The sequence below is a fragment of the Nonomuraea phyllanthi genome, from assembly GCF_006334985.2.
GTDB lineage: Bacteria > Actinomycetota > Actinomycetes > Streptosporangiales > Streptosporangiaceae > Nonomuraea > Nonomuraea phyllanthi.
On sequence record NZ_VDLX02000014.1, the window covers coordinates 60,705 to 81,683 of the forward strand.

The 20,979-nt window shown below is 70.7% G+C and carries 15 protein-coding genes; 7 read left to right on the forward strand and 8 right to left on the reverse strand.

Translation table 11 applies throughout. The annotated features are described in order from the left end of the window. The first annotated feature begins 91 nt into the window (after nt 1–91). Both FH608_RS32825 and FH608_RS32830 read left to right on the forward strand, forming a co-directional pair. Nucleotides 92–991 (forward strand): SDR family oxidoreductase, encoded by a 900-nt coding sequence (locus tag FH608_RS32825; protein ID WP_139634258.1) that lies wholly within the window; start codon nt 92–94, stop codon nt 989–991. A 1-nt stretch (nt 992) separates the two neighbouring features. Continuing rightward, nucleotides 993–1,817: a MaoC family dehydratase gene (locus FH608_RS32830; RefSeq protein WP_139634259.1), complete on the forward strand. Its 825-nt coding sequence runs from the start codon at nt 993–995 to the stop codon at nt 1,815–1,817. 5 nt (nt 1,818–1,822) lie between these two features. Here the strand turns inward: FH608_RS32830 and FH608_RS32835 are convergent, their stop codons facing one another. After that, nucleotides 1,823–2,431 carry a TetR/AcrR family transcriptional regulator gene (locus tag FH608_RS32835; RefSeq protein ID WP_139634260.1) on the reverse strand — a complete coding sequence of 203 codons (609 nt, stop codon included), beginning with the start codon at nt 2,429–2,431 and terminating at the stop codon, nt 1,823–1,825. A gap of 108 nt (nt 2,432–2,539) precedes the next feature. On the opposite strand from FH608_RS32835, the gene FH608_RS32840 reads away from it, so the two are divergent. Both FH608_RS32840 and FH608_RS32845 read left to right on the forward strand, forming a co-directional pair. Next, entirely contained in the window at nt 2,540–3,697 is a 1,158-nt protein-coding gene (locus FH608_RS32840) for an acyl-CoA dehydrogenase family protein (RefSeq protein ID WP_226900133.1), read from the forward strand. A 4-nt stretch (nt 3,698–3,701) separates the two neighbouring features. Beyond that, a complete protein-coding gene (locus FH608_RS32845; RefSeq protein ID WP_226900106.1) occupies nt 3,702–6,161 on the forward strand; it encodes an acetate--CoA ligase family protein in 2,460 nt (819 codons plus the stop codon). 178 nt (nt 6,162–6,339) lie between these two features. Here FH608_RS32845 and FH608_RS32855 read toward each other — a convergent pair whose 3' ends face one another. Further along, nucleotides 6,340–6,852: a VOC family protein gene (locus tag FH608_RS32855; RefSeq protein ID WP_193318758.1), complete on the reverse strand. Its 513-nt coding sequence runs from the start codon at nt 6,850–6,852 to the stop codon at nt 6,340–6,342. 217 nt (nt 6,853–7,069) lie between these two features. Between FH608_RS32855 and FH608_RS32860 the strand changes: the two genes are divergently transcribed. From FH608_RS32860 to FH608_RS32870, 3 genes are read left to right on the forward strand one after another with little or no spacing between them, the layout of a single operon-like run. Continuing rightward, nucleotides 7,070–8,329, forward strand: coding sequence for an MFS transporter (locus FH608_RS32860; protein ID WP_193318759.1), 1,260 nt, complete (start codon nt 7,070–7,072; stop codon nt 8,327–8,329). Beyond that, a complete protein-coding gene (locus FH608_RS32865) occupies nt 8,326–9,273 on the forward strand; it encodes a ribonucleotide-diphosphate reductase subunit beta (RefSeq protein WP_139634264.1) in 948 nt (315 codons plus the stop codon). The genes FH608_RS32860 and FH608_RS32865 overlap by 4 nt, the downstream gene beginning before the upstream one ends. Nucleotides 9,274–9,276: 3 nt before the next feature. Next, nucleotides 9,277–9,687, forward strand: a complete 411-nt coding sequence (locus FH608_RS32870; protein WP_139634265.1) for a hypothetical protein — start codon at nt 9,277–9,279, stop codon at nt 9,685–9,687. Nucleotides 9,688–10,049: 362 nt separating this feature from the next. Here FH608_RS32870 and ettA read toward each other — a convergent pair whose 3' ends face one another. The 6 genes from ettA to cobA all read right to left on the reverse strand — a co-directional run bounded on the left by ettA (nt 10,050) and on the right by cobA (nt 20,902). After that, nucleotides 10,050–11,714 carry an energy-dependent translational throttle protein EttA gene (gene ettA, locus FH608_RS32875; RefSeq protein WP_139634266.1) on the reverse strand — a complete coding sequence of 555 codons (1,665 nt, stop codon included), beginning with the start codon at nt 11,712–11,714 and terminating at the stop codon, nt 10,050–10,052. 368 nt (nt 11,715–12,082) lie between these two features. Continuing rightward, the gene (locus FH608_RS32885) at nt 12,083–13,228 is read right to left on the reverse strand and encodes a GGDEF domain-containing protein (protein WP_226900107.1); all 1,146 of its coding nucleotides are present in this window, start codon (nt 13,226–13,228) and stop codon (nt 12,083–12,085) included. 1,087 nt (nt 13,229–14,315) lie between these two features. After that, a complete protein-coding gene (locus FH608_RS32890; RefSeq protein WP_139634268.1) occupies nt 14,316–15,095 on the reverse strand; it encodes a single-stranded DNA-binding protein in 780 nt (259 codons plus the stop codon). Between the two features lie 259 nt (nt 15,096–15,354). Then, nucleotides 15,355–16,977 carry a GTP-binding protein gene (locus FH608_RS32895; RefSeq protein WP_139634269.1) on the reverse strand — a complete coding sequence of 541 codons (1,623 nt, stop codon included), beginning with the start codon at nt 16,975–16,977 and terminating at the stop codon, nt 15,355–15,357. Then, nucleotides 16,974–19,622, reverse strand: coding sequence for a dynamin family protein (locus FH608_RS32900; RefSeq protein ID WP_226900108.1), 2,649 nt, complete (start codon nt 19,620–19,622; stop codon nt 16,974–16,976). Before FH608_RS32900 ends, FH608_RS32895 begins: the two co-directional genes overlap by 4 nt. Nucleotides 19,623–19,669: 47 nt before the next feature. Then, on the reverse strand, nt 19,670–20,902 hold the full coding sequence (gene cobA, locus FH608_RS32905) for a uroporphyrinogen-III C-methyltransferase (protein ID WP_139634270.1): 1,233 nt from the start codon (nt 20,900–20,902) through the stop codon (nt 19,670–19,672). Between the last annotated feature and the right edge of the window lie 77 nt (nt 20,903–20,979).

Consider the following 20,979-nt stretch of genomic DNA (forward strand, 5'->3'; position numbering starts at 1 on the left):
CCGGACCCCGCGACCCCGTAGCGGCATGGCCCTTCTATTTCTAGATTTTGATACTAGAATTCAGTTCGCAACCCAACGAGCGAGGTGTCGGATGAGCGGGATAGTCGAAGGTCGCGTGGTGATCGTCACGGGGGCGGGCAGGGGGATCGGGCGGGGGCACGCGCTCGAATTCGCCCGGCAGGGGGCGAAGGTCGTGGTCAACGACCTGGGGGCGGAGGTCGACGGCACCGGCACGTCCGGCGCGGCGGCCGAGGTGGTGGCGGAGATCGAGGCGATGGGCGGCCAGGCGATCGTCAACGGCGAGGACGTTTCCGACTTCGAGGGCGCCGAGCGGCTCGTGCGCGCCGCCGTCGAGCACTTCGGCGGCCTGGACGTGCTGGTCAACAACGCGGGCATCCTGCGCGACCGGATGCTGGTCAACATGACCGCCGACGAGTGGGACGCCGTCATCAGGGTGCACCTGCGCGGCACGTTCGCGCCGCTGCGACACGCCGCGGCCTACTGGCGGGCGAGATCGAAGGCGGGCGAGCCGGTGGACGCCCGGATCATCAACACGACCTCGTCCTCCGGGATCTACGGCAACCCCGGCCAGGGCAACTACGGCGCCGCCAAGGCCGGCATCGCGGGCCTCACCGTGATCGCGGCCAGGGAGCTGGAGCGCTACGGCGTGACCGTCAACGCGGTCGCTCCCGCCGCGCTGACCCGGATGACCGCGAACCTGATGCCCGCCGGCGCGACCGGCGCCGACCCCGACGACATCGCGCCGCTCGTGGTCTGGCTCGCCAGCGCCGAGGCCCGGGCCATCACCGGCCGGGTGTTCAACGTGCGCGCGGGCGTGATCAGCGTGGCCGAGGGCTGGCACGCCGGCCCCGGCGTCGACAAGGGCTCGCGCTGGGACCCGGCCGAGCTGGGCGCGGTCATCCCCGCGCTGGTCGAGAAGGCCGCGCCGAACGCGCTGACCAACGGCCGCATCCCCGGGCGGGAGGACTGACATGCCGCTCGACCACAGCCTGATCGGGGTCGACGGCCCCTCCCACGAGCGCACGTGGACCGCCAAGGACACCATGCTGTACGCGCTGGGCGTCGGGGCCGGCACGTCCGAGCTGGAGTTCGCCACGGAGAAGGGGCAGCGGGTGCTGCCGACGTTCGCCGTGCTGGCGGCGCAGGCGCCGGGGCGGCGGCTGGGCGACTTCGACCCGGCCATGCTCGTCCACGCCGAGCAGGCGTTCGAGCTGCACCGGGAGCTGCCGCCGGCCGGGAGCGTGCGCACGTCGTCCAAGGTGACGGGCATCTACGACAAGGGCTCGGGGGCGCTGGTCACCACCGCGACCACCGCCGTGGACCTGGCCACCGGGGAGCCGCTGGTGACCTCCCGCAGCGCGGTGTTCATCCGGGGCGAGGGCGGCTTCGGCGGCGAGCGCGGGCCGCGCGACACGTGGGCGCCTCCGGACCGGGCGCCCGACCACAAGGTGACGTACCCGACGCTGCCGGAGCAGGCGCTGATCTACCGGCTGTCCGGCGACTACAACCCGCTGCACAGCGATCCCGAGTTCGCGGCGCGGGCCGGGTTCGACCGGCCGATCCTGCACGGGCTGTGCACGTACGGGGTGACCGGGCGCGCGCTGCTGCACGCGGTGGCCGGGTCGGATCCCGGCCGGTTCCGGGCGATGTCGGGCCGGTTCACCAGCCCCGTGTTCCCCGGCGAGTCGCTCACCGTGTCGGTGTGGGTGGACGGGGCGCAGGTGCTGTTCAGGACGGCCAAGGACGACGGGACGGTGGTGCTCGACCGCGGCCGCGCCACCATCCTCCCGCCCTGACCCGGCTAGTCGTCCAGGGACTTGAGGGGGTCGAGGCGGTGGATCAGCGCCATCGCCGCCTCGATCACCTCCTGGGCGTCCTCCTCCGAGTCGGAGGTCGCGACCTCGCGAGCGGCCTCCCCGATGATGCTGGTCAGCACCGCCACGGTGAACCGGTCGAGCGGGTCGCCCCCCGCCCCCAGCAGCACGGCGTTCTGCCGGACCCACTCGCGGCCCCGCGTGCGCCGGATCAGCTCGAAGCCCGGCGGCCCGTCCCCGTCGATGAACAGCCTGACCAGGTCGCGCCGTTCCCAGGCCCCGGCGAGGTATGCCCGGGCGCCCGCGATCAGCAGCTCGACGGGGTCGGACACGCCGGCCTTCTTGGCCTTGGCCACGCTGGCGGCCGACGCCTCCTCGTGCGCTGCCTGGTGGTCCTCGTAGAGGGCCAGAAACAGCTCGGTCTTGCCGCCGAAGTGATGGTAGAGGCTTCCGACGCTCGACCCGGCGCGGGCCACGACCTCGGAGACGTTGGCGTCGGCGAAGCCGTGCTCGCTGAAGACCTCGCGTGCCGCCTGGAGCATGCTCTTGCGGGTCTGGGCCGTACGGCTCCACTCCCATGAAGACTTACGTGCCACGCGACCATCATAGCCCGGCAAATTCTAGAATCAGATTCTTGACACTGTAGCCAAACCGCTAGAATCTCTTCCTAGAGAAGGATTCTAGAAATTTTGGTCAGGAGGCGGCTGATGGACTTCTCGCTCACCCCGGAGGAACGCCAGATCCGCGACACCGTACGGTCCTTCGTCGAGAAGGAGATCATGCCGCTGGAGCCCGAGGTCCTGCGCAACGAGCGCGAGGGACGCCCGGCCCTCCCCGCCGACGTCCTGCGCGACCTGCGGGCCAAGGCCAGGAAGTCGGGCTTCTGGGGCATCAACACGCCCGAGGAGTACGGCGGCGCGGCGCTCGGCCCGATCATGTCGGCGATCATCGCCATGGAGATCGGCCGGACGTTCGTCCCGTTCTCGTTCGGCGGCAGCGCCGACAACATCCTCTACGCGGGGACCGACGAGCAGAAGCAGCGCTACTTGATCCCCACCATCGAGGGCGAACGCCGTTCCTGCTTCGCGATCACCGAGCCCGGCGCCGGGTCCGACGCCCGCAACATCCGTACCAGGGCCACTCGCGACGGCGCCGAGTGGATCATCAACGGCGAGAAGACGTTCATCACGGGCGGCAGCGAGGCGGACTTCGTCATGGTCTTCGCCGTGGCCGAGGAGCACGGCGTCACGTGCTTCCTGGTGGACCGCGCCATGGGCTGGCGCTCCGAGCCCATCCCGACCATGGGCGAGTGGGGGCCGGCGTCGCTGGTGTTCGAGGACGTACGGGTGCCGGAGGAGAACATCCTGGGCGAGCTGGGCAAGGGCTTCGAGCTGGCCATGCAGTGGATCAGGCAGGGCCGCTACATGATCCCCGCCCGCGCCATCGGCTCGGCCGAGCGCATGCTCCAGATGGCCATCGACTACGCCAAGATCCGCAAGTCCATGGGCCGGACGATCTCGGAGTACCAGGCCATCCAGTGGATGATCGCCGACTCGCAGGTGGAGATCGAGGCGGCGAAGTGGCTGACGCTGTACGCCGCATGGCGCGTGCGCGAGGGCATGGACGCCCGGCACGCCTCCTCCATCGCCAAGCTCAACGGCGCCGTGATGGCCAACCAGGTCGTCGACCGGGTGCTGCAGATCCACGGGGGCATGGGATACACGAAGGAGCTGCCGATCGAGCGGTGGTACCGCGAGCTGCGGCTGCTGCGCATCTTCGAGGGCACCGACGAGATCCAGCGGCGCACGATCGCGCGCAACCTCATCAAGGGACACGCCAGGCTCGGGCTCATCGGGGAGTGATCGCATGTCGGTCGAGGCACTGTTCAATCCACGCTCGATCGCCCTGGTCGGGGCCACGGACAAGTCGGGGTGGTCGATCAGCACGCTGGCCAACCTGCGTACCCACGGCTTCTCCGGGCCCGTCCACCTGGTCAACCCGCGCGGCGGCGTGGTGCACGGCTCGCCCGCCTTCCGGAGCCTGACGGAGATTCCCGCGCCGGTCGATCTGGCGTATGTCATGGTGCCGACGGGCGCCGTGCTGGGGGTGCTGCGTGAGGGGGCGAAGCTGGGGATCCGGTGTTACGTGATCCTCACGGCCGGGTTCGGGGAGTCGGGGGAGGAGGGGGCGCGGCTAGAGTCCGAAATTTCATCTTTTGCTGTGGAAAATGGGCTTACGATCCTCGGGCCGAACGGCAACGGGTACATCAACGCCGCCGCCTCCGTCACCCCGTACGGGCTGCCCATTCCCACACCGCTGCTGCGCGGCTCCGTCGGCGTGGTGCTGCAGAGCGGCGCGCTCGCCAGCTCGGTCCTGTCGTTCGCCCAGGCCCGCAACGTCGGCGTCAGCCTGCTGACCTCGATGGGCAACGAGACGCTCCTCACCGTCACCGACGTGGTCGACTACCTGGTCGACGATCCGTCCACCAAGGTCATCGCGCTCTTCCTGGAGACCATCAGGAACCCGGCGGAGTTCTCCCGCGTCGCCCGGCGGGCACTCCTGGCCGGCAAGCCCATCGTGGCGCTCAAGATCGGCCGCAGCAAGCTGGCCTCGCACACCGCGCAGGCGCACACGGGGGCGCTCGTCGGCGACGACGACGTCATCGACGCCGCGCTGCGCCAGCTCGGCGTGATCAGGGTGCGCTCCCTGGAGGACCTCATCATCACGGCCGGGCTCCTCGCGGCGTACGGCCCGCTGCCGGGGCGGCGCGTCGGCGTCGTCACGCCCTCCGGCGGCGCCTCGGAGATCATCGCCGACCGGGCGGAGGACGAGGGGCTGGAACTGCCGCCGTTCGCCCCCGAGACGGTGGCGCGGCTGGCCGAGATCGTGCCCTCCTTCGGCACCGTGCAGAACCCGCTCGACGTCACCGGGTACGTCCTCATCGACCGCACCCTGCTCGGCCGGGCCCTGGAGGCGGTGACCTCCGACCCGGGCATCGACTTCGTCATGCTCCTGTCCGACACGCCACGCGTCGCCCCACCCGACCCCGCGCCCGCCCTCGCCCTCTACGCGGCCAACGCCCAGCGCATCACCTCCGCCCCCGTGCCGGTCGTGGTGGTGAGCAACGTGCTGACGGACGTGACGGAGTTCGGGCGGCGGGTGCAGCAGGAGACCGGCTTCCCGTACGTGGCGGGCGGGATCGAGCACGGGCTGCACGCTCTCGGGGCCGCCGTCCGCTGGTCCGAAGCCCACGCCCGAGCCCTGTCCGCCCCGCCCGCTCCCCCGCCCCCTCCCGTCCGCGCGGTCGGGGGACAGGGCGTGTGGGCCGAGCACCGCGCCGCCGCCCTGCTCTCGTCGGCGGGGCTGCCGGTGGTGCCCTCGGAGCTTGTGCGCGAGGAGTCGGATGCGGTGGCGGCGGCTGACCGGTTCGGGTACCCGGTGGTGCTCAAGCTCGCCGCCGAAGGGCTGGGGCACAAGAGCGACATCGGCGGCGTACGGCTGGGGCTGGCGGGACCGGAGGCCGTACGAGCCGCGTACCGGGACCTGACCGCCATCGCGGCATCCCTCCAGCCGCCCGCCACGGGCACCCCAGACGAGCCGACCGGCATGGACACGGACATCGACTCACCTGCCGCCACGGTGCCCGGCTCCCCTGACGCCACGGCGGCCGGCTCCCCGGCCCCCGCAGCGCCATCCAGCGCCTCGGCCGGCCGAGCGACGCCCAGCAGTCCAGCGGGCACAGCGACGCCCAACGGCCCGGCCAGCACAGCAACACCCAGCGCCTCGGCCGGCCGAGCGACGCCCAGCGGTTCAGCCGGCACAGCGAGCTCCAGCGGTTCAGCCAGCACGGCGAGGTCCAGTGTTCCGGCCGGGACGGCGAGGTCACAGGCGTCGGCCTCGTCGGGGGCCGATTCGGTGGCCGATTCGGTGGCCGATTCGGGGGCCGGGGTTCTGGTGCAGCCGCAGCGGAGCGGTGGAGTGGAGCTGCTGGTGGGTGTCGTGCGCGACCCGGCCTGGGGTCTCACGCTGGCCGTGGGGCTGGGCGGCGTGTGGGTGGAGGTGCTGCGAGACACGGCGCTGAGGGTGCTGCCGGTTGACGCCGGGGAGGTACGCAGGGCGCTGTCCGAGCTGCGGGGCGCGGCGCTGCTGGACGGGGTCAGGGGCGGCGAGCCCGTGGACCTGGACGCGGTGGCCGAGGTCGTGGCGCGGATCGCCGCCTTCGCGGAATCGCTGGGCGACGATCTGGAATCCCTGGAGATCAACCCGCTCCTGGCCCGGGGCTCCACCGTCGAAGCCTTGGACGCCCTGGTCACCTGGCGCACCTAGCAACCTCAACCGAACAGGAGCCATACCGACCCACGTGGGGCAGCCCGGCCTGGACCGAACCAGGCCGGGCCAACGCTCCGGGCGCCACGGTGCCGAAACGCCAGGACGCCGGTGTGCCAGGGTGCTGGTCCACGAGCTCCCCCGCCGAAGCCTCCAACCGGGAACGGCCGCGGCGTGGTCAGCGGCTGGCGATGCCGTTGCCGTTGCGGCCGTGGCCGGCGAGCACCTCCTCCAGGGTCGAGCGCCACTCGTCGGCCTCGCGTGGGCCTGGCTGGGCGAGCTGGATCAGGACCCCGTGGGCCTCCTTCGGGTGCAGGAACACCTCACGCCAGCGCGGATCCGCCTCGTTGAGCCCGTGCAGGCGGTAGCCGCGGGCGGTCAGCGCCGCCACCGCGGCCCTCAGGTCACCGACGTGGAAGTTGAGGTGGTGCACGCCGCCCCGCCCTCTCGTGAGCTCGAAGAAGCTGTCGAAGAACGTCGACCCGGCCAGCGGTTCCATGAGCTCGACCTTGCCGCCGTTGGAGTAGGTGAGCTGCAACGTGCGATAACCGGCGACGCGGTTGTCGCCGCCCCCGCCCAGGTGCCGGCCGCCGAGCAGGTCGCGGTAGATCGGCAGCAGGTCCCTGATCCGGGGAGCGGCCACGGCCGTGTGGTCGAAGGTGACTTCCAGTCCGTCGAGTTCGAGGTCCAACGCACGACTCCTCACTCCAGGGGTGATCCTAGAATTTCATTCTAGCTGCTCGCCACCAGCTCACTCTTGACGCAGGCCACTGTGAGAGGCAGCATCGCAGAAAGCGATTCTAGAGCTAGCTTCTAGAACCGCTACGGGGGGTCGGCCCAGAGAAAGGCTAGCCATGAGGCTCTCCTACGTCCGCGAGCTTGATGCATACCCGACCGGCTCACGCCGCATGAAAATCCTGACGATGGCCGTGCTGGCCATCCTCATCGGCTCCTATGAGGGGCAGATCGCGCCGGTCGTGCCCCTTCTACTCAAAGATCTCGACATGTCGCTGGCCACGTACGGCGCCGTGTCGGGCACGGCGGCGGTGGCCGGGGCGATCGCCTCCATCCTGGGCGGCAGACTTACCGACCGGCTCGGCCGGGTGCGGCTGCTCATCCCGCTCATGGCCCTGACGGCCGTGTGCTGTTTCGGCATGACGCTGGTGCACAGCCCTCGCGACCTGCTGATCGCCAGGATCGTGCTCGCATTCGTGGACGGTGTGGCCATGGCCAGCACCGCTCCGCTGATCCGTGACTTCTCGCCGCGCCTGGGGCGGGCTCAGGCGTTCGGCTTCTGGACCTGGGGGCCGGTCGGCGCGAACTTCCTGGCCGCGGCCATCGCGGGCTGGACTCTTCCGATCTTCAATGACTCGTGGCGCTCGCAGTTCGTCATCATGGGGTGCTTCTCGCTCGTCATCTCGGTGGTCATCGCGCTGAACATCGCCGACCTGTCTCCCGAGCTGCGGGCCAGGATCCAGCACACCGAGCGGGACGCCGCCCACGTCGTGGACCTCGCGCAGCCGGCGCGCATGCGCTCACTCTTCGTCAGGCGGAACATCTGGGCACATGTCGTCGGGATCTCGCTGTGGCTGGTGCTCTACATCACGCTGTCGCTCTTCGGCCAGACGATGCTGGTCGGCGCACTCGGAATCAGCAGTGCTCAGGCTTCGACGATCATGGCGGCGTTCTGGAGTCTCAATCTGATCACCCTGATCGTAACAGGGCGCCTGTCCGACCGGACGCAGCTGCGCAAGCCGTTCTCCCTGGGCGGAACCATCGCGGCCGTCATCGTCACCGCGTACCTCGCCGTCTCGCTCGGCCAGGAAGGCGTCTCCACCGGCACGCTCATGGTGGTCGGCGCGCTGCTCGGCGGCTCGCTCGGTGTCGCGTACGCGCCCTGGATGGCCAACTACTCCGAGGACGCCGAGGACGCCGACCCGCGCCTGCAGGGCACGGCGTGGGGCCTGTTCGGGTTCCTGTCCAAGGGCATCGCGGTGATCGGGCTCCTGGTGATCCCCCACGTCGTGGAGGCGACGAACTGGCAGACGTGGCTGTTCGTGGCGCTTGGGTGTCTTGTCCTGTTCATCCCGGCGATCGTGATGTTCAATGGGCCCTGGCGGCGCGCGGCCCGCACGCCCGTCCAAGTCGCCCTCGGAGAGGCCGAATGACCGAGTTGTCCAACGTCGCCGATTCCGACCTGCGCGGGATACGCGACCTCGACATCGACGACGTGCTCGCGTACGTGCACCGCGACCTCAAGCGCCTGCCCGACTACACCGAGCTGTACAAGCGCTACCTACGCCAGCGGTGGGACGTCTACGAGCTGGACTTCTCCCAGGACATCGTCGACTGGCGCGAGGGCATGTCGCAGGAGGAGCGGGACGCCTTCGTCGGGATCTCGGCCGGATTCCACCATGGGGAGCGGCAGGTGGAGGTCGAGCTGCCGGTCTTCATGCTGGGCGGCTCCGAGGAATCCAAGATCTACATGTCCAGCCAGATCGAGGACGAGGCCCGGCACACGGTGTTCTTCGACCGCTTCTACCGCGAAGTGGTCGGCATGCCGGGCGACTCGGTCCAGGAGGTGCTGGACGCGTCGTTCGAGCACGTCTCCGAGACGTTCGTGGGGCCCTTCGGGCTGCTCGCCTACCAGGCCGACGAGCTGCGCAAGGACCCCGAGGACCCGGCGGCCCGGGTGCGCTACGGCACCACCTACTTCCTGTGGATCGAGGGCGTGCTGGCGCTGTCGGTCATGAAGATCACGCTGACCTACTGCAGGGAGCGGGGGTTCCTGCCCGGCTACTACACCGGCTTCACCGCGACGTGCCGGGACGAGGCCCGGCACGTCCAGTTCGGGATGCGCTTCCTGCGCGACTCGGTGCAGGAGGATCCGCGGCTGCTGCTCCAGATCCACGAGACGCTCCGTACGATCCTCGCCATCAACGGCGCCACCAGTCGCAGGCTCGCCCTGGAGTCGCTGGGCTGGACGCCGGAAGAGGTCAGACGGCTCATGATCCGCCAGCTCCACATGAAGCTCGTGGACGTGGGCATCGCACTCCCGCCGGACATCCAAGACATGGTCGCCCGCATCGAACCAGAGCTCGCCGGAGGCTGACGGATGCGCTTCTTCACCCCGGAATGGGCCGAAGCCGCCCGCGCCGCCGTGAACGCCGGTCCCTCCCAGGACGGCAAGCTGCCCTCCTACTGGAACTGGATCGACAGGGCCCGTACGGGCTACACGGCGACCTGGGCGCTCGGAGTGCGGGAGTCGGGCACCTATCTGGTCCTGACCTGGAAGGACGGCACCTGCGCCGACGCCGCCATCACCTCGGACCCCAGCCTGGCCGACTTCGTCCTGGCGGCCGGCGAGGCGACGTGGCGGGATCTGCGGGAGGGAGGCGATCCGGGGCGAGCGGTCATGTATCGGGGGCTACGCCTGGAACGGGGGGATGTGCTGGCGTTCTTCCGAGTGATCTACTTCTTCGTCGAATCCCTGGCCGCCCTCACCCGACTCCCCACCGAGGACTGACCCGAGTTCGTGGTTCGGATTCGGCGCGGGAGGTAGTGCCGGATACGCGACGGCTCACCGCTGCCTGATGTCCTTACCGACGCCTGTTCCCCGGTATCTCTCCCCGGACGTCCTTTTCTCGCGAGGGCACTTCTCCCTCATGTCCTGTGAGGAAGCAGGCGCCCGTTCACCACCCAGCCGGCCAAGGAGTCAGGCGTATCGGTGGCCGGCCACGTGCGGGTCAGCGGGCGTCACCCTGGAGGCCCTCAGCCCCGTGCGGCGGGTGGCGGTGGAGCGGCTTGCCGTACCAGAAGGAAATGCCCTTGCCCCCGTGCGGAGGGAGCGGGCGGCAGGCAGGGCCGCCCGTTCCGCATGGCGTCGGATCAGTCGCGGTGGAGCTTCCGGTAGGTGACGCGGTGGGGGCGGGCGGCGTCGGCGCCGAGGCGCTCGATCTTGTTCTTCTCGTAGTCCGCGAAGTTGCCCTCGAACCAGAACCAGTTGGACCCTTCCTCCCACGCCAGGATGTGCGTGGCGATGCGGTCGAGGAACCACCGGTCGTGCGAGGTGATGACCGCGCAGCCCGGGAAGTCGAGCAGGGCGTTCTCCAGCGACGACAGCGTCTCCGTGTCGAGGTCGTTGGTGGGCTCGTCGAGCAGCAGCACGTTGCCGCCCTGCTTGAGGGTGAGCGCCAGGTTGAGGCGGTTGCGCTCGCCGCCCGACAGCACGCCCGCCTTCTTCTGCTGGTCGGGGCCCTTGAAGCCGAACGCCGCGATGTACGCCCGGGACGGCATCTCCACGTTGCCGACCTTGATGTGGTCGAGCCCGTCGGAGACGACCTCCCAGACGTTCTTGTTGGGGTCGATGCCGCCGCGGCTCTGGTCGGCGTAGGAGATCTTGACGGTATCGCCCACGGTGATGGAGCCGGTGTCGGGCGTCTCGCCGCCCGTGATCATGCGGAACAGCGTGGTCTTGCCGACGCCGTTGGGGCCGATGACGCCGACGATGCCGTTGCGCGGCAGGTCGAACGTGAGGTTCTCCATCAGCAGCCGGTCGCCGAACCCCTTGGTCAGGCTGTCGGACTTGATCACCGTGGTGCCCAGGCGCGGGCCCGGCGGGATCTGGATCTCGTCGAAGTCGAGCTTGCGGTACTTGTCGGCCTCGGCGGCCATCTCCTCATACCGCTGGAGCCGGGCCTTGCTCTTGGTCTGGCGGGCCTTCGGGTTGGACCGGACCCACTCGAGCTCGTCCTCCAGGCGCTTCTTGCGCTTGACGTCCTTCTGGCCCTCGACCTTGAGGCGCTGCGCCTTGGCCTCCAGGTAGGTGGAGTAGTTGCCTTCGTACGCGTATGCGCGGCCGCGGTCGAGCTCCAGGATCCAGCCCGCGACGTTGTCGAGGAAGTAGCGGTCGTGGGTGACGGCCAGCACCGTGCCGGGGTATTTCTCCAGGTGCTGCTCCAGCCACTGCACGCTCTCGGCGTCGAGGTGGTTGGTGGGCTCGTCGAGCAGCAGCAGGTCAGGGGCCTCGAGGAGCAGCTTGCACAGCGCGACCCTGCGTCGCTCACCACCGGACAGCTTCGTCACCTCGGCGTCGGGCGGCGGGCAGCGCAGCGCGTCCATGGCCTGCTCCAGCTGGCTGTCGAGATCCCACGCGTTGCGGTGCTCGAGCTGGTCCTGCAGCTTGCCCATCTCTTCCAGCAGTTCGTCGCTGTAGTCGGTGGCCATCTGCTCGGCGATCTCGTTGTAGCGCTGGAGCATCGCCATCGTCTCGGCGACGCCTTCCTGCACGTTGCCGAGGACGGTCTTCTCGTCGTTGAGCGGCGGCTCCTGCTGGAGCATGCCCACCGTGAAGCCCGGCATGAGCCTGGCCTCCCCGTTGGACGGCTGCTCCAGGCCGGCCATCATCCGGAGCAGCGTCGACTTCCCGGTGCCGTTCGGCCCGAGGACGCCGATCTTGGCCCCCGGCAGGAACGACAGCGTGACGTCGTCAAGGACAACCTTGTCGCCATGCGCCTTGCGCACGCGCTGCAGCGTATAGATGTACTCCGGCATGCCCTCTAGCTTAGGGGCTCCGGACCCGGGCTTCCGACGCTCCTCCCGCTACGACCCGAAAGCGGCCGGTGGGTAGGAGTCGGCGTCCGTGGAAAAGGCCACCCGAAGGCAGGCGGCAGACGTCGGCATCCATCGGAGATCGTGAGTCGGCGTCGGTGGTCAGCCGGCGTTGGGGCGGAGATCGGCGGGTCGTGGGTCAGCGTCGGTGGGCTTGGCGCGGACATCGGAGGGTCGTGAGTCGGCGTCGGCGGGGAGCGGGGGTTGGAGGGCCAAAGCCGGCGTCGAAGGCAAGCGAGCGTTGGGGCGAGGGTTGGAGGGTCAGGAGTCGGCGTCGGCGGGGAGCGGGCGTTGGGGCAGGGATTTGAGGGTCAGGAGTCGGCGTCGGAGGCGAGCGGGCGTTGGGGCGGGGGTTGGACGGCGGGGAGGCAGACGCGGTCTCGTCCCAGCTCCTTCGCCCGGTAGAGCGCCAGGTCGGCCGCGGCCAGCAGGTCGATCAGGTCGTCTCCGTGGACGCTCATCAAGGCCACCCCGGCCGAGATCGTCACCCTGATGAGCGTGTCGTCGACGGGGATCGCCATGTGACTGATGCGGATACGGAGGCGTTCGGCGACCTGGCGGGCCTCGCGCATGTCGGCGCCGGGCAGCAGGACCACGAACTCCTCACCGCCGAAGCGGCCCAAGACGTCGTAGTCGCGTAGCTGGCCGCGCATCGTGGACGCCACGCCCACGAGAACCTGATCGCCGACCAGGTGGCCGTAGGCGTCGTTGACGCGTTTGAAGTGGTCGATGTCGATGATCAGCAGTGCCAGCGTGTCGCCCGTGCGGCGGGCCCGGACGATCTCGGTGTCGGCCTCGCGCTGCCAGGCGGCGGCGTTCAGCAGGCCGGTCTTGGCATCGGTGCGGGCGGCGGCCTGGAGCTGGGCGTGGAGCAGGCTGCGCTGCAGCAGCACCACCGGCGGCAGCGCCAGGATCAGCAGCGCCAGGTTGAGGCCGCAGCCGATCGAGACCGTGATGCCCAGGCAGAGCTCCACGATGTCCAGCAGCAGGCTCTCCCGGTCCCACAGGACCTCCCGCCACGCGCCGTCCGGGTCGGCCATGTGCGCGGCGATCGCGATGAGGGCGGTGTTGAGCAGGGTGAAGAGCACCGCCGCCACCACCGCGTAGAAGATCGGCGGACCGCTGCCCCGCGACAGCGCCCACGGGTCCTCGACGAACCAGTGGAACGTGACGGAGGCCGTGCAGCCGGCCAGACCGATGGCGGCCGAGCTGAACACCCGGCGGTAGAGAACGGTGGCGCGCACCCGCACCTGGAGCAGAACCTGCAGCACGATGGGCGCGAAGAGGGCGTAGAGCGGCGGCAGGAGCAGCGCCACCGGCAACCACCACGCCGACAGCAGGTCGCGCGAGACCCCGGCGGGCATGCCCAGCCTGCGCGTGGCCTCGATGCAGACCGCGCCGCACGCCATGAGCGCGCCGAACATGGCGAGCTCATGCCACCGGAATGCGGTGTTCACCGCGAACACCATGATCGCGGCAAGGTCCAGAGCGACAATCGCGCACAGATAGACCACGAGCGGGCGACGTTGCCCGAGCAATGGCCAGCGACCGGCCAAACTTGACACACCGTCGCCAGACTTGATCGAGGCGTGACTGGTCGCCGCCATCTCGTCTCCTCCCTGACTAACGATGTGTAACACAATAATTGCGGAGTGTGCGATGTGCGATGGGAACGGATACGTTGGCAATGAGTACACACACCTGCTCACGCCATGGGCAGGCCGTGTTGGACAGCAGTGCCGGAAAGGAGCAGCCATGGTGGTGCGGGGCGTGACCTGGACCTGACAGATGCTCTAGCCATCTGCCGTGGGCAACACACCATCGGTCACCCTCGGGGTGTCAGTCAACGGGAACCACGGCCGGTGCCCCCTCCCCCCCACTCCCGCATCTGTGTCTCTCTTCGCCCGTGCTTCCACACCTGCCGCCGCCGGCTTTCAGCGCCTCTGCGGTCCTACCGCCGCCGTTCAGCGCGGTCCGTTTCCGCCTGGCGCCTGCTCAGCCCTGCCCGGCTCCGGGATTCCGTCCGCCCCCGCTCAGCCCTGCCCGGCTCCGGGATTCCGCCCGCCCCCGCTCAGCCTTGCTCCTTTCCGCCCGTCACTGCTCAGCCCGCCTCGGTTCCGTCCGTCGCTGCTGAGTTACTGGTTCTGTCTCCACCGCTGTCCCGCGCCCCCGCAGTAGTCCGAGGTGCGGACGTACAGCGCCGTCGAGAGCGCGGGGGACGCGGACGTGGGCTCCAGCGCTTGCGCGGCCCGCTATTCGGGCGCGCCGAAACCGCAGCCGCCCGCAGCGTCGGCGGGCGGCTGCGTTGCCGTGCGAGCATCGTCAGAGTCCCGCACGCCTCAGCGTGGGACGCCCTTGGTTCCCTGCGTGGGCCGCCAGCGTGCCGCACGCGCCTCAGCATGGGCCGGCCTCTGGTTCCCGGCTTGCGCCGTCAGAGTCCCGACGCCCAGCGTGGGACGCCCTTGGTCCCGTGCGTACGTCGCCAGAGCGCCGCACGGGCCCTCAGCCTGAGACGCCCTGGTCTGGTTGGTCCCAGGGGCGTGGCTAGGCCGCGACGCGCTCCTTCAGGTCGAGCTCTCCGGCGTCGGTGTCGTCTTCCTCGTCGACGTGCGCCGCCGGGTCCGAGTCGGCGCTGAGGATGCGTACGGTGCCGTCCTCCGGTCCGAGGCTTGCCAGGGGAGCGTCCTCGCCTTCCTGGGAGCGTGCCGGGTGGCTCTCCTCCACCGGCATGGGGCCGCCTTCGGCCTCGCGAGCCGGATCGGGGCCGGTTTCCGCCGCGAGGGCGCCGGCCGGGTCGAAGTCCGTTCCGGCTTCGGAGTCGGCGTCCAGGGCGTGGAAGGGGTTGGCTTCCGTGGTGGGCCCTGAACGGTTGAGGGCTCGGAGGTTGCGGGTGCCCATGGCCCAGTCCCGGGTCTCCTCGTCCAGCCGCTCGCGCATCTCCTTGCTGATCGACGCGATCCCGGAACGGTCGGGCTTGGTGAAGACACCGGTGCCCCAGCGCAGGTCATGGCCGACGGCGCTGGCCTCGATCTCGGGCATGAAGCGGCGGTCGCCCTCCGGGCCGAACTCGCGGATGCGCAGCTTGCCGGAGACCACCACGGGGTGGCCCGCCCGCATGGAGGCGGCGACGTTGTCGCCCAGGGCGCGCCAGCAGCGAACGGTGAAGCACACTCTGTCGCCGTCCGTCCACTGGCCTGTCCTCTTGTCGAAATAGCGATGTGAGGAGAACACCTTCAGCGAGGTGACCCTGCTGCCGTCCTCGAAGCTGTACTGCCTCGGCTCTGCCGCGACGTTGCCTGTCAGCGTGATGTAGATGTCGTTCATCCCGTGCCTCCCATGCGGCGGGCCGGCTGCCCGCGATCTGGGAAAAGAGTGCCGGGGAGGGGTGAGGGGCGGAGGCGCCGAACGCGGTTCTGTGGATAAGGGGGTGTGGGGCGGCCGGGGCTGGGGACAGCGCCGCACCGGCCCCGTGATGGTGATCGGCCGGGCGATGACTGCCGGCCATCGCCCGGAGTGCCACGTGAGACGTCGTCCGAGTCCTCGGGTTGCGGGCCGTCCCAGGCCCTCGACCCGAGGCTGCCCGTCAAACCGAAAGGTCTCGCATGGCCGTGTAGAAGGCGTGGTGGCGGGCGAGCTCCCGCTCCACCGGCTCCACGACCATCGTCGCCGACACGGCGGCCACCCGGCGCCTCATCTCGCGCTCCAGCCGCTCCCGCTCCCGCGACGCGCCGAGCTCGACGAAGTTGCGCGAGGCGATGCCCGACAGCGCCCCGAGCCCCAGCACCGAGGCCATCATGAGCCCCACCCACGGCAGCGCCGCCGTGTCGCCCAGCAGCTCAAGCGCCGGTGGCAGCTGCCCGGGCACCAGGAGGCCGACCGCCAGCCAGGCCAGGCCGGCCACGAACGCCACCACCAGGACGTACTGCCAGATCTGGAGCACCCGCCACCACGCGGGCACCCGGTCGAGCTGCGGCGCCACCTCCGCGAGGTCCTCGGTCAGCGCCTGCGGCAGTTGCGCCGAGCGAGACCTGGCGGCCCGGTGGACGGCGGTGCGCCACACGGGGTGCATGCCCATGGACAGCCCGTCGGCGAGCGCCTGCACGGCGTTGGCGACCTCGGCCGACTGGGCGCTGACCGAGCCGGTCGTGATGCCGCGGATCTCGTCCTCCACGTCCTGCAGGCGCAGGCTCTTCAGCGGGTTGGAGCGGAACTTCGAGATCCAGCGCGGGTACGGCCAGCCGACCCACTGGTTCGAGCGCTCCGCGTAGACGTTCTCCATGGCCTCGCCCACGGCGGGGACCCCCACCGCGTCGCACAGCGCGTCCGTCAGCCCCATGCGGCGGGCCTCGTCGACCGCGGACGGCGACGACAGGGCCTCGCCCAGCGGCATGGCCTTCCCGAGGCGCTGCTCGAGCCGGTGCAGGTCGGCCTCCAGCTTCTGGATGGCGGCCCGCCGGCGGGCGACCGCCGTCGCGATGACGCTCCTGAGGCTCTCGATGCCGCGGCCCGTGACGGCCGAGGTGGGGACGACGCTGGGGTGCTCGACGCCCTCGCGGCGCAGCAGGTCGTTGAGGTCGATGACCAGCTCGGCCAGCTCTTCCTTGGTGAGCCGGTCGGCCTGGTTGAGCGCGAACACGGTCACCGCGTCGTGCCCCGCCAGCTCCGTGACGTAGCGGCGGTGCGTGGACGCGTCGGCGTACTTCTGCGGGTCCAGCACCCACACCACCAGGTCCGCCAGGCCGATGAGGCGGTCGGCCTCGGTGTCGGTGAGCGCCCTGATCGAGTCGTGGTCGGGCAGGTCGAGCAGGATCAGCCCGTGGAGCTGGCTGTCGCCCTTGTCGAGCGCGCTCGCCCGGGAGAAGCGGTGCCGCCACTGGATCTGCAGCCAGTCGAGCAGCGGCCCGGCGCCCTCCAGCCCCCACACGCAGGCGTGCGTGCGGGCGGTGGTCGGGCGGCGTACGCCGGTGGGCGAGAGCTCGAGCCCCGAGATGGCGTTGAACAGCGACGACTTGCCGCTGCCCGTGCCGCCCGCCAGGGCGACGACGGTGTGCTCGGACGACAGCTTGAGCCGCTCGCCCGCCTGCTGCAGCAGCGTGTTGGCCTCGTCGAGCAGCTTCCTGTCCAGCCGGCCCGGACCGTGCTCCACCACCTTGGTGAGCGCGGACAGCCGCGGAGCCAGCCCTGGCCTGGTGGTCATGGTGGTCATCGGGCGACCTCGAGGTTGTACGTCGCCTGGTAGAGGCGGGTCGCGACGGACTCGTCGGGAATGCCCGCGGAGTCGAGCGCTTGCACGTAACGCATGGATTCCTCGTCGAACAACATGCCGATCCTGGCCCGCAGATCGCTGAGCGCCTTGGCGCCGATGCCGCGCAGCGACTCGGCGCCGAGCAGCGCGTTGACCAGCCGGTGCGGTACGCCTTCGCCGTTGCCGCTGAACATGGCCACCGTGAAGATCAGCGCGAGCGAGTCGGGATCGAACGACACCAGCTTCGACACCGACCGCTTGGCCACGCCGTCGGTGCGTACCAGGTCGCCCAGGTGCTCCTGCCAGGACGCGATGGCGCGGCCGGTGTGACGTACGAGATTGTCGGACGGCCTGTCGAGGCCATCGCCGAGCTCGGCGCCCAGCTCCGAGCGGTGCCGCCAGCGCGCGACCACCTCCTCGGAGGCGCGGTTGGCGGCGGCCACGATCACCGACTCCAGGCCCGCGCGGATCGCCGCCTTGAACGCCAGCACCCGCTCCGGCGCCTGCTTGGCCGCCCGGCCGCGCTTACGCAGCTGCAGCGAGCGCATGAGGTCTCCCGAGCCGGCGAAGTCCTGCCAGCGGGCCAGCACCTCGCCGTGCAGCAGGGAGCCGTTCTTCGACGCCTTCTCGATCTCGCCGAGCGCGCCCCGGAAGGCGGCCTCCACGTCGCCGCGCAACTCCGCCCTGAACGCCACCTGTCCCTCCAGGTGCTTGGCGAGCGCGGGCACGCGGGTGCGGAAGCTGTTGAGGACGCCGTTGAGCGTCTCGCGTACGGCCTGGGCCCTGCGCTCCTCGTCCACCGACAGCTCGGCCAGCCAGAGCCGCAGGTCGGTCACCTCGCTGTCGGGCAGCCGCCCCTCGGTGACCTTCGTCTCGTGAACGACGAACCTGTCGATCTCGCCCAGGCCGTATTCGGTGAGCATCCGTACGAAATGCTTCAGCACCACCTCGGCGGACCTCGGCTGCACCCGCGACAGCACGATCGCGAGCCGGGCGCCGCGCTCCTTGGCCAGCTTCAGCAGGCCCCAGGCGGGGGCGTCGGCGTAGCGGGCCGCCGTGGTCACGAAGATCCACAGGTCGGCGGCGTCGAGCATGCGGTGCGCGACCTCGTGGTGCTCCTCGACGACCGAGTCGATGTCGGGGGTGTCGAGCAGCGCGACGCCCTGCGGCAGCTTCTCGGTCGAGACCACGACCATGCTCCGCAGCCCCGCCTCGGGGGACGGCTGGTCGACGCGTTCGAGGCCGCCGAGCAGATCGCCCTCCGCGAACCACTTCCGGTCGTCCGGGTGGCAGACCAGGACGGGGGTGCCGGTGGTCGGGCGGCGTACGCCGGTGCGCGAGACGTTCTTCTCGGCCAGCGTGTTGACCAGGGTGGACTTGCCTGCGCCGGTGGAGCCGGCGATCACGATGAGGGCGGGGGCGGCGGAGGTCCTGACCCGGGGCAGCACGTAGCCCTCGAGCTGGGCCAGCAGGTCGGCCTGCGCCTGCCTGGCCTCCTCGACGCCGGGCAGGTCGAGGCCGAAGCGCAGGTCGGCGACGGCCTCCCTGAGCGTGTCTAGGGCCGACTGCAGCGTTTCGGCGGCCTCCGCGGGCAGGTCCTCCTCGACCTTGGGGTGGCCGGGCACCGCCTCGCCGCCCGGCTGTTCCCCTTCGTCCTGGGCGTCGGACGGGCCCTCTGCGGAGGGCGCGGCTCCGGCGGCCTTCTTGCGGGCTCCTGGGCCGCCCAGCGCGGCCGGCTTGACGAAGAGGGAGGGCCGTTCGGCCTCGGGCTCGCCGGCCTCCTCGGGCTCGCCGCCCTCTGCGGGTGCGGCTCCGGTAGTGCCGTCGGCGGACTCCTTGGATGCGGGGTCACCGGCAGGAGCCTCATGAGGAGGGGCAGCAGGCTTCGGCTCGGCGGGATCCGCCGTGTCGGCCTCCGGCGCATCGGGGTTGCCTGTCCCAGGGCCCGCCGTGCCAAGCTCGCTTGCCTCAGCCTCATGGTCCGCCGTGCCGGGGGCGGCTGCCTCAGGGCCCGCTGTGCCTGGGTCGGCTGCCCCGGGGCCCGCTGTGCCGAGGTCGGCCGTGCCGAGAGCGGTTGTGCCGAGAGCGGTTGTGCCGAGAGCGGTTGTGTCAGGGGCCGCTGTGGTTGGGGCGTCGCCGGACGCGACCGGATCCGCCTCGTCAGCGGGCTCGCCGGACGCGACGGCGGGCTTGCCGGGCTCAAGCGCGTCGGATACGTCAGCCGAGTCGACCGGCGCACCGGGGTCCGCCTCGTCAGCGCGCTCGTCCGACGCGACGGGAACCGCCGTGGCGGGATCCGTTGTCGCAGGATCCGTTGTCGCGGCGGGCTCGGTGGACGGCGGCGCGTCAGGGTCGGCTGAGGGCTCGTCGGCTGCGACCTCGGCTGAAATCGCAGCCTCAGCCGCCTCGGAAGCGGCAGCCTCCTCAGAAGTCGGACTCGTTTTGGGAGCAGGTGGCTCCGCAGGGGCGCTCCGGCCGCCGCGCGCCGGCTTGCGACGGCCCTTGGTGCCGAACGCGTCGAAGGCGTCGAAGGCGTCGGGCGCGTCCGAGGCGCCGTCGGCCCGGCCCTCGGCCGGGTCCTCGTCACCCACCGGGCGGAAGCTCAACGTCTGCTCCCCTGGCCCTTCCTGCCGCCCATCATCCATGGCCGTGTTCACGGCAAGCGCTCCGCTCGAACCATCTCGACCTCCTGGCCGACCCTTACGACGTCACCGACGACGACGATCGCCGGCGGCCGTATCCCAGCCGCGGACACGCGGTCGGCCACGGTGGAAAGGGAAGCGATAACCGTCCGCTGGGTCGGAAGGGTACCGTCCTGTACCACCATTGCGGGAGTCTCCGGGGAACGTCCGTCTCGGACGAGTGCCTCGGCCACCTTGGCGAGCCGCTCGACGGCCATCAGCAGCACCAGCGTGCCGTGGGAACGGGCGAGCGCGGGCCAGTCGACGGTGGACCTGGGGTCGTCGGGCGCGACGTGCACGGAGATCACGTGGAACTCCTGGCTGACCCCCCGGTGGGTGACCGGCACGCCGGCGGACGCGGGGACCGCGACGGCGCTGGTGATGCCGGGCACCACCAGGACGGGGATGCCGGAGCGGGCACAGGCGATCATCTCCTCGCCGCCGCGCCCGAACACGAACGGGTCGCCGCCCTTGAGCCGGACCACGAACTTGCCCTGCCTCGCGCGGTCGACGAGCAGCTCGTTGATCGTGTCCTGGGACAGGGCGCGGCCGTAGGGGACCTTGGCGGCGTCGATCAGCTCGACGTCGGGGGCCAGCTCGTCGAGCAGGGCGCGGGGCGCGAGCCGGTCGGCGACCACCACGTCGGCCTGTGCGAGGAGCTGGCGACCGCGCACCGTGATCAGGCCGGGATCGCCGGGGCCGCCGCCCACGAGGGCCACCCCGACCGGTTTGGTGCGGTTGCGCCGGGCGTCGACCGTGCCGTCGCGCAACGCGCCCACGACCGCGTCTCTGATGCCGGCGGCCCGGCGCGGGTCGCCGCCCGCGGTGACCGCCACGCTGATCTCGTCGACCCGCCCCGAGGCGGGGGTCCAGGCGGCCGAGGCGTCCTTGTCGTCGGCCCGCACGCACCACACGCGCTTGGCCTCGGCCTCGGCGGCGACCGCCGTGTTGACGGACCTGTCGTCGGTGCAGGCCTGCACCAGCCAGGCGCCGTCGCAGTCGCCGACCTCGTAGGGCCGGGCGTGCCAGGTGACCCTGCCTGCGGCGATCAGGTCGTCGAGCGCCGGCGTCACGCCCGGCGAGACGACCGTGACCTCCGCACCGGCCTCCAGGAGTGCGGGAACCCGCCGCTGCGCGACGCGCCCGCCGCCCACCACGAGGACCCGGCGGCCGGAAAGCCGCAGGCCGAGGAGGTAGGGACCCATGAGGGGGAATCTCCCGTTCGCGAAGGTTGGTGTGTCAGGAGGTAAACCTACCGGCTCTGACCGCGTCGTTTGCTGCG

What these genes read in the sequence shown, in the direction of transcription:
- FH608_RS32825 (WP_139634258.1), top strand. Translation starts at nt 92, where the DNA reads ATGAGCGGGATAGTCGAAGGTCGCGTGGTGATCGTCACGGGGGCGGGC.
- FH608_RS32830 (WP_139634259.1), top strand. Translation starts at nt 993, where the DNA reads ATGCCGCTCGACCACAGCCTGATCGGGGTCGACGGCCCCTCCCACGAG.
- FH608_RS32845 (WP_226900106.1), top strand. Translation starts at nt 3,702, where the DNA reads ATGTCGGTCGAGGCACTGTTCAATCCACGCTCGATCGCCCTGGTCGGG.
- FH608_RS32860 (WP_193318759.1), top strand. Translation starts at nt 7,070, where the DNA reads ATGAAAATCCTGACGATGGCCGTGCTGGCCATCCTCATCGGCTCCTAT.
- FH608_RS32865 (WP_139634264.1), top strand. Translation starts at nt 8,326, where the DNA reads ATGACCGAGTTGTCCAACGTCGCCGATTCCGACCTGCGCGGGATACGC.
- FH608_RS32870 (WP_139634265.1), top strand. Translation starts at nt 9,277, where the DNA reads ATGCGCTTCTTCACCCCGGAATGGGCCGAAGCCGCCCGCGCCGCCGTG.
- ettA (WP_139634266.1), bottom strand. Translation starts at nt 11,714, where the DNA reads ATGCCGGAGTACATCTATACGCTGCAGCGCGTGCGCAAGGCGCATGGC.
- FH608_RS32890 (WP_139634268.1), bottom strand. Translation starts at nt 15,095, where the DNA reads ATGAACGACATCTACATCACGCTGACAGGCAACGTCGCGGCAGAGCCG.
- FH608_RS32895 (WP_139634269.1), bottom strand. Translation starts at nt 16,977, where the DNA reads ATGACCACCATGACCACCAGGCCAGGGCTGGCTCCGCGGCTGTCCGCG.
- cobA (WP_139634270.1), bottom strand. Translation starts at nt 20,902, where the DNA reads ATGGGTCCCTACCTCCTCGGCCTGCGGCTTTCCGGCCGCCGGGTCCTC.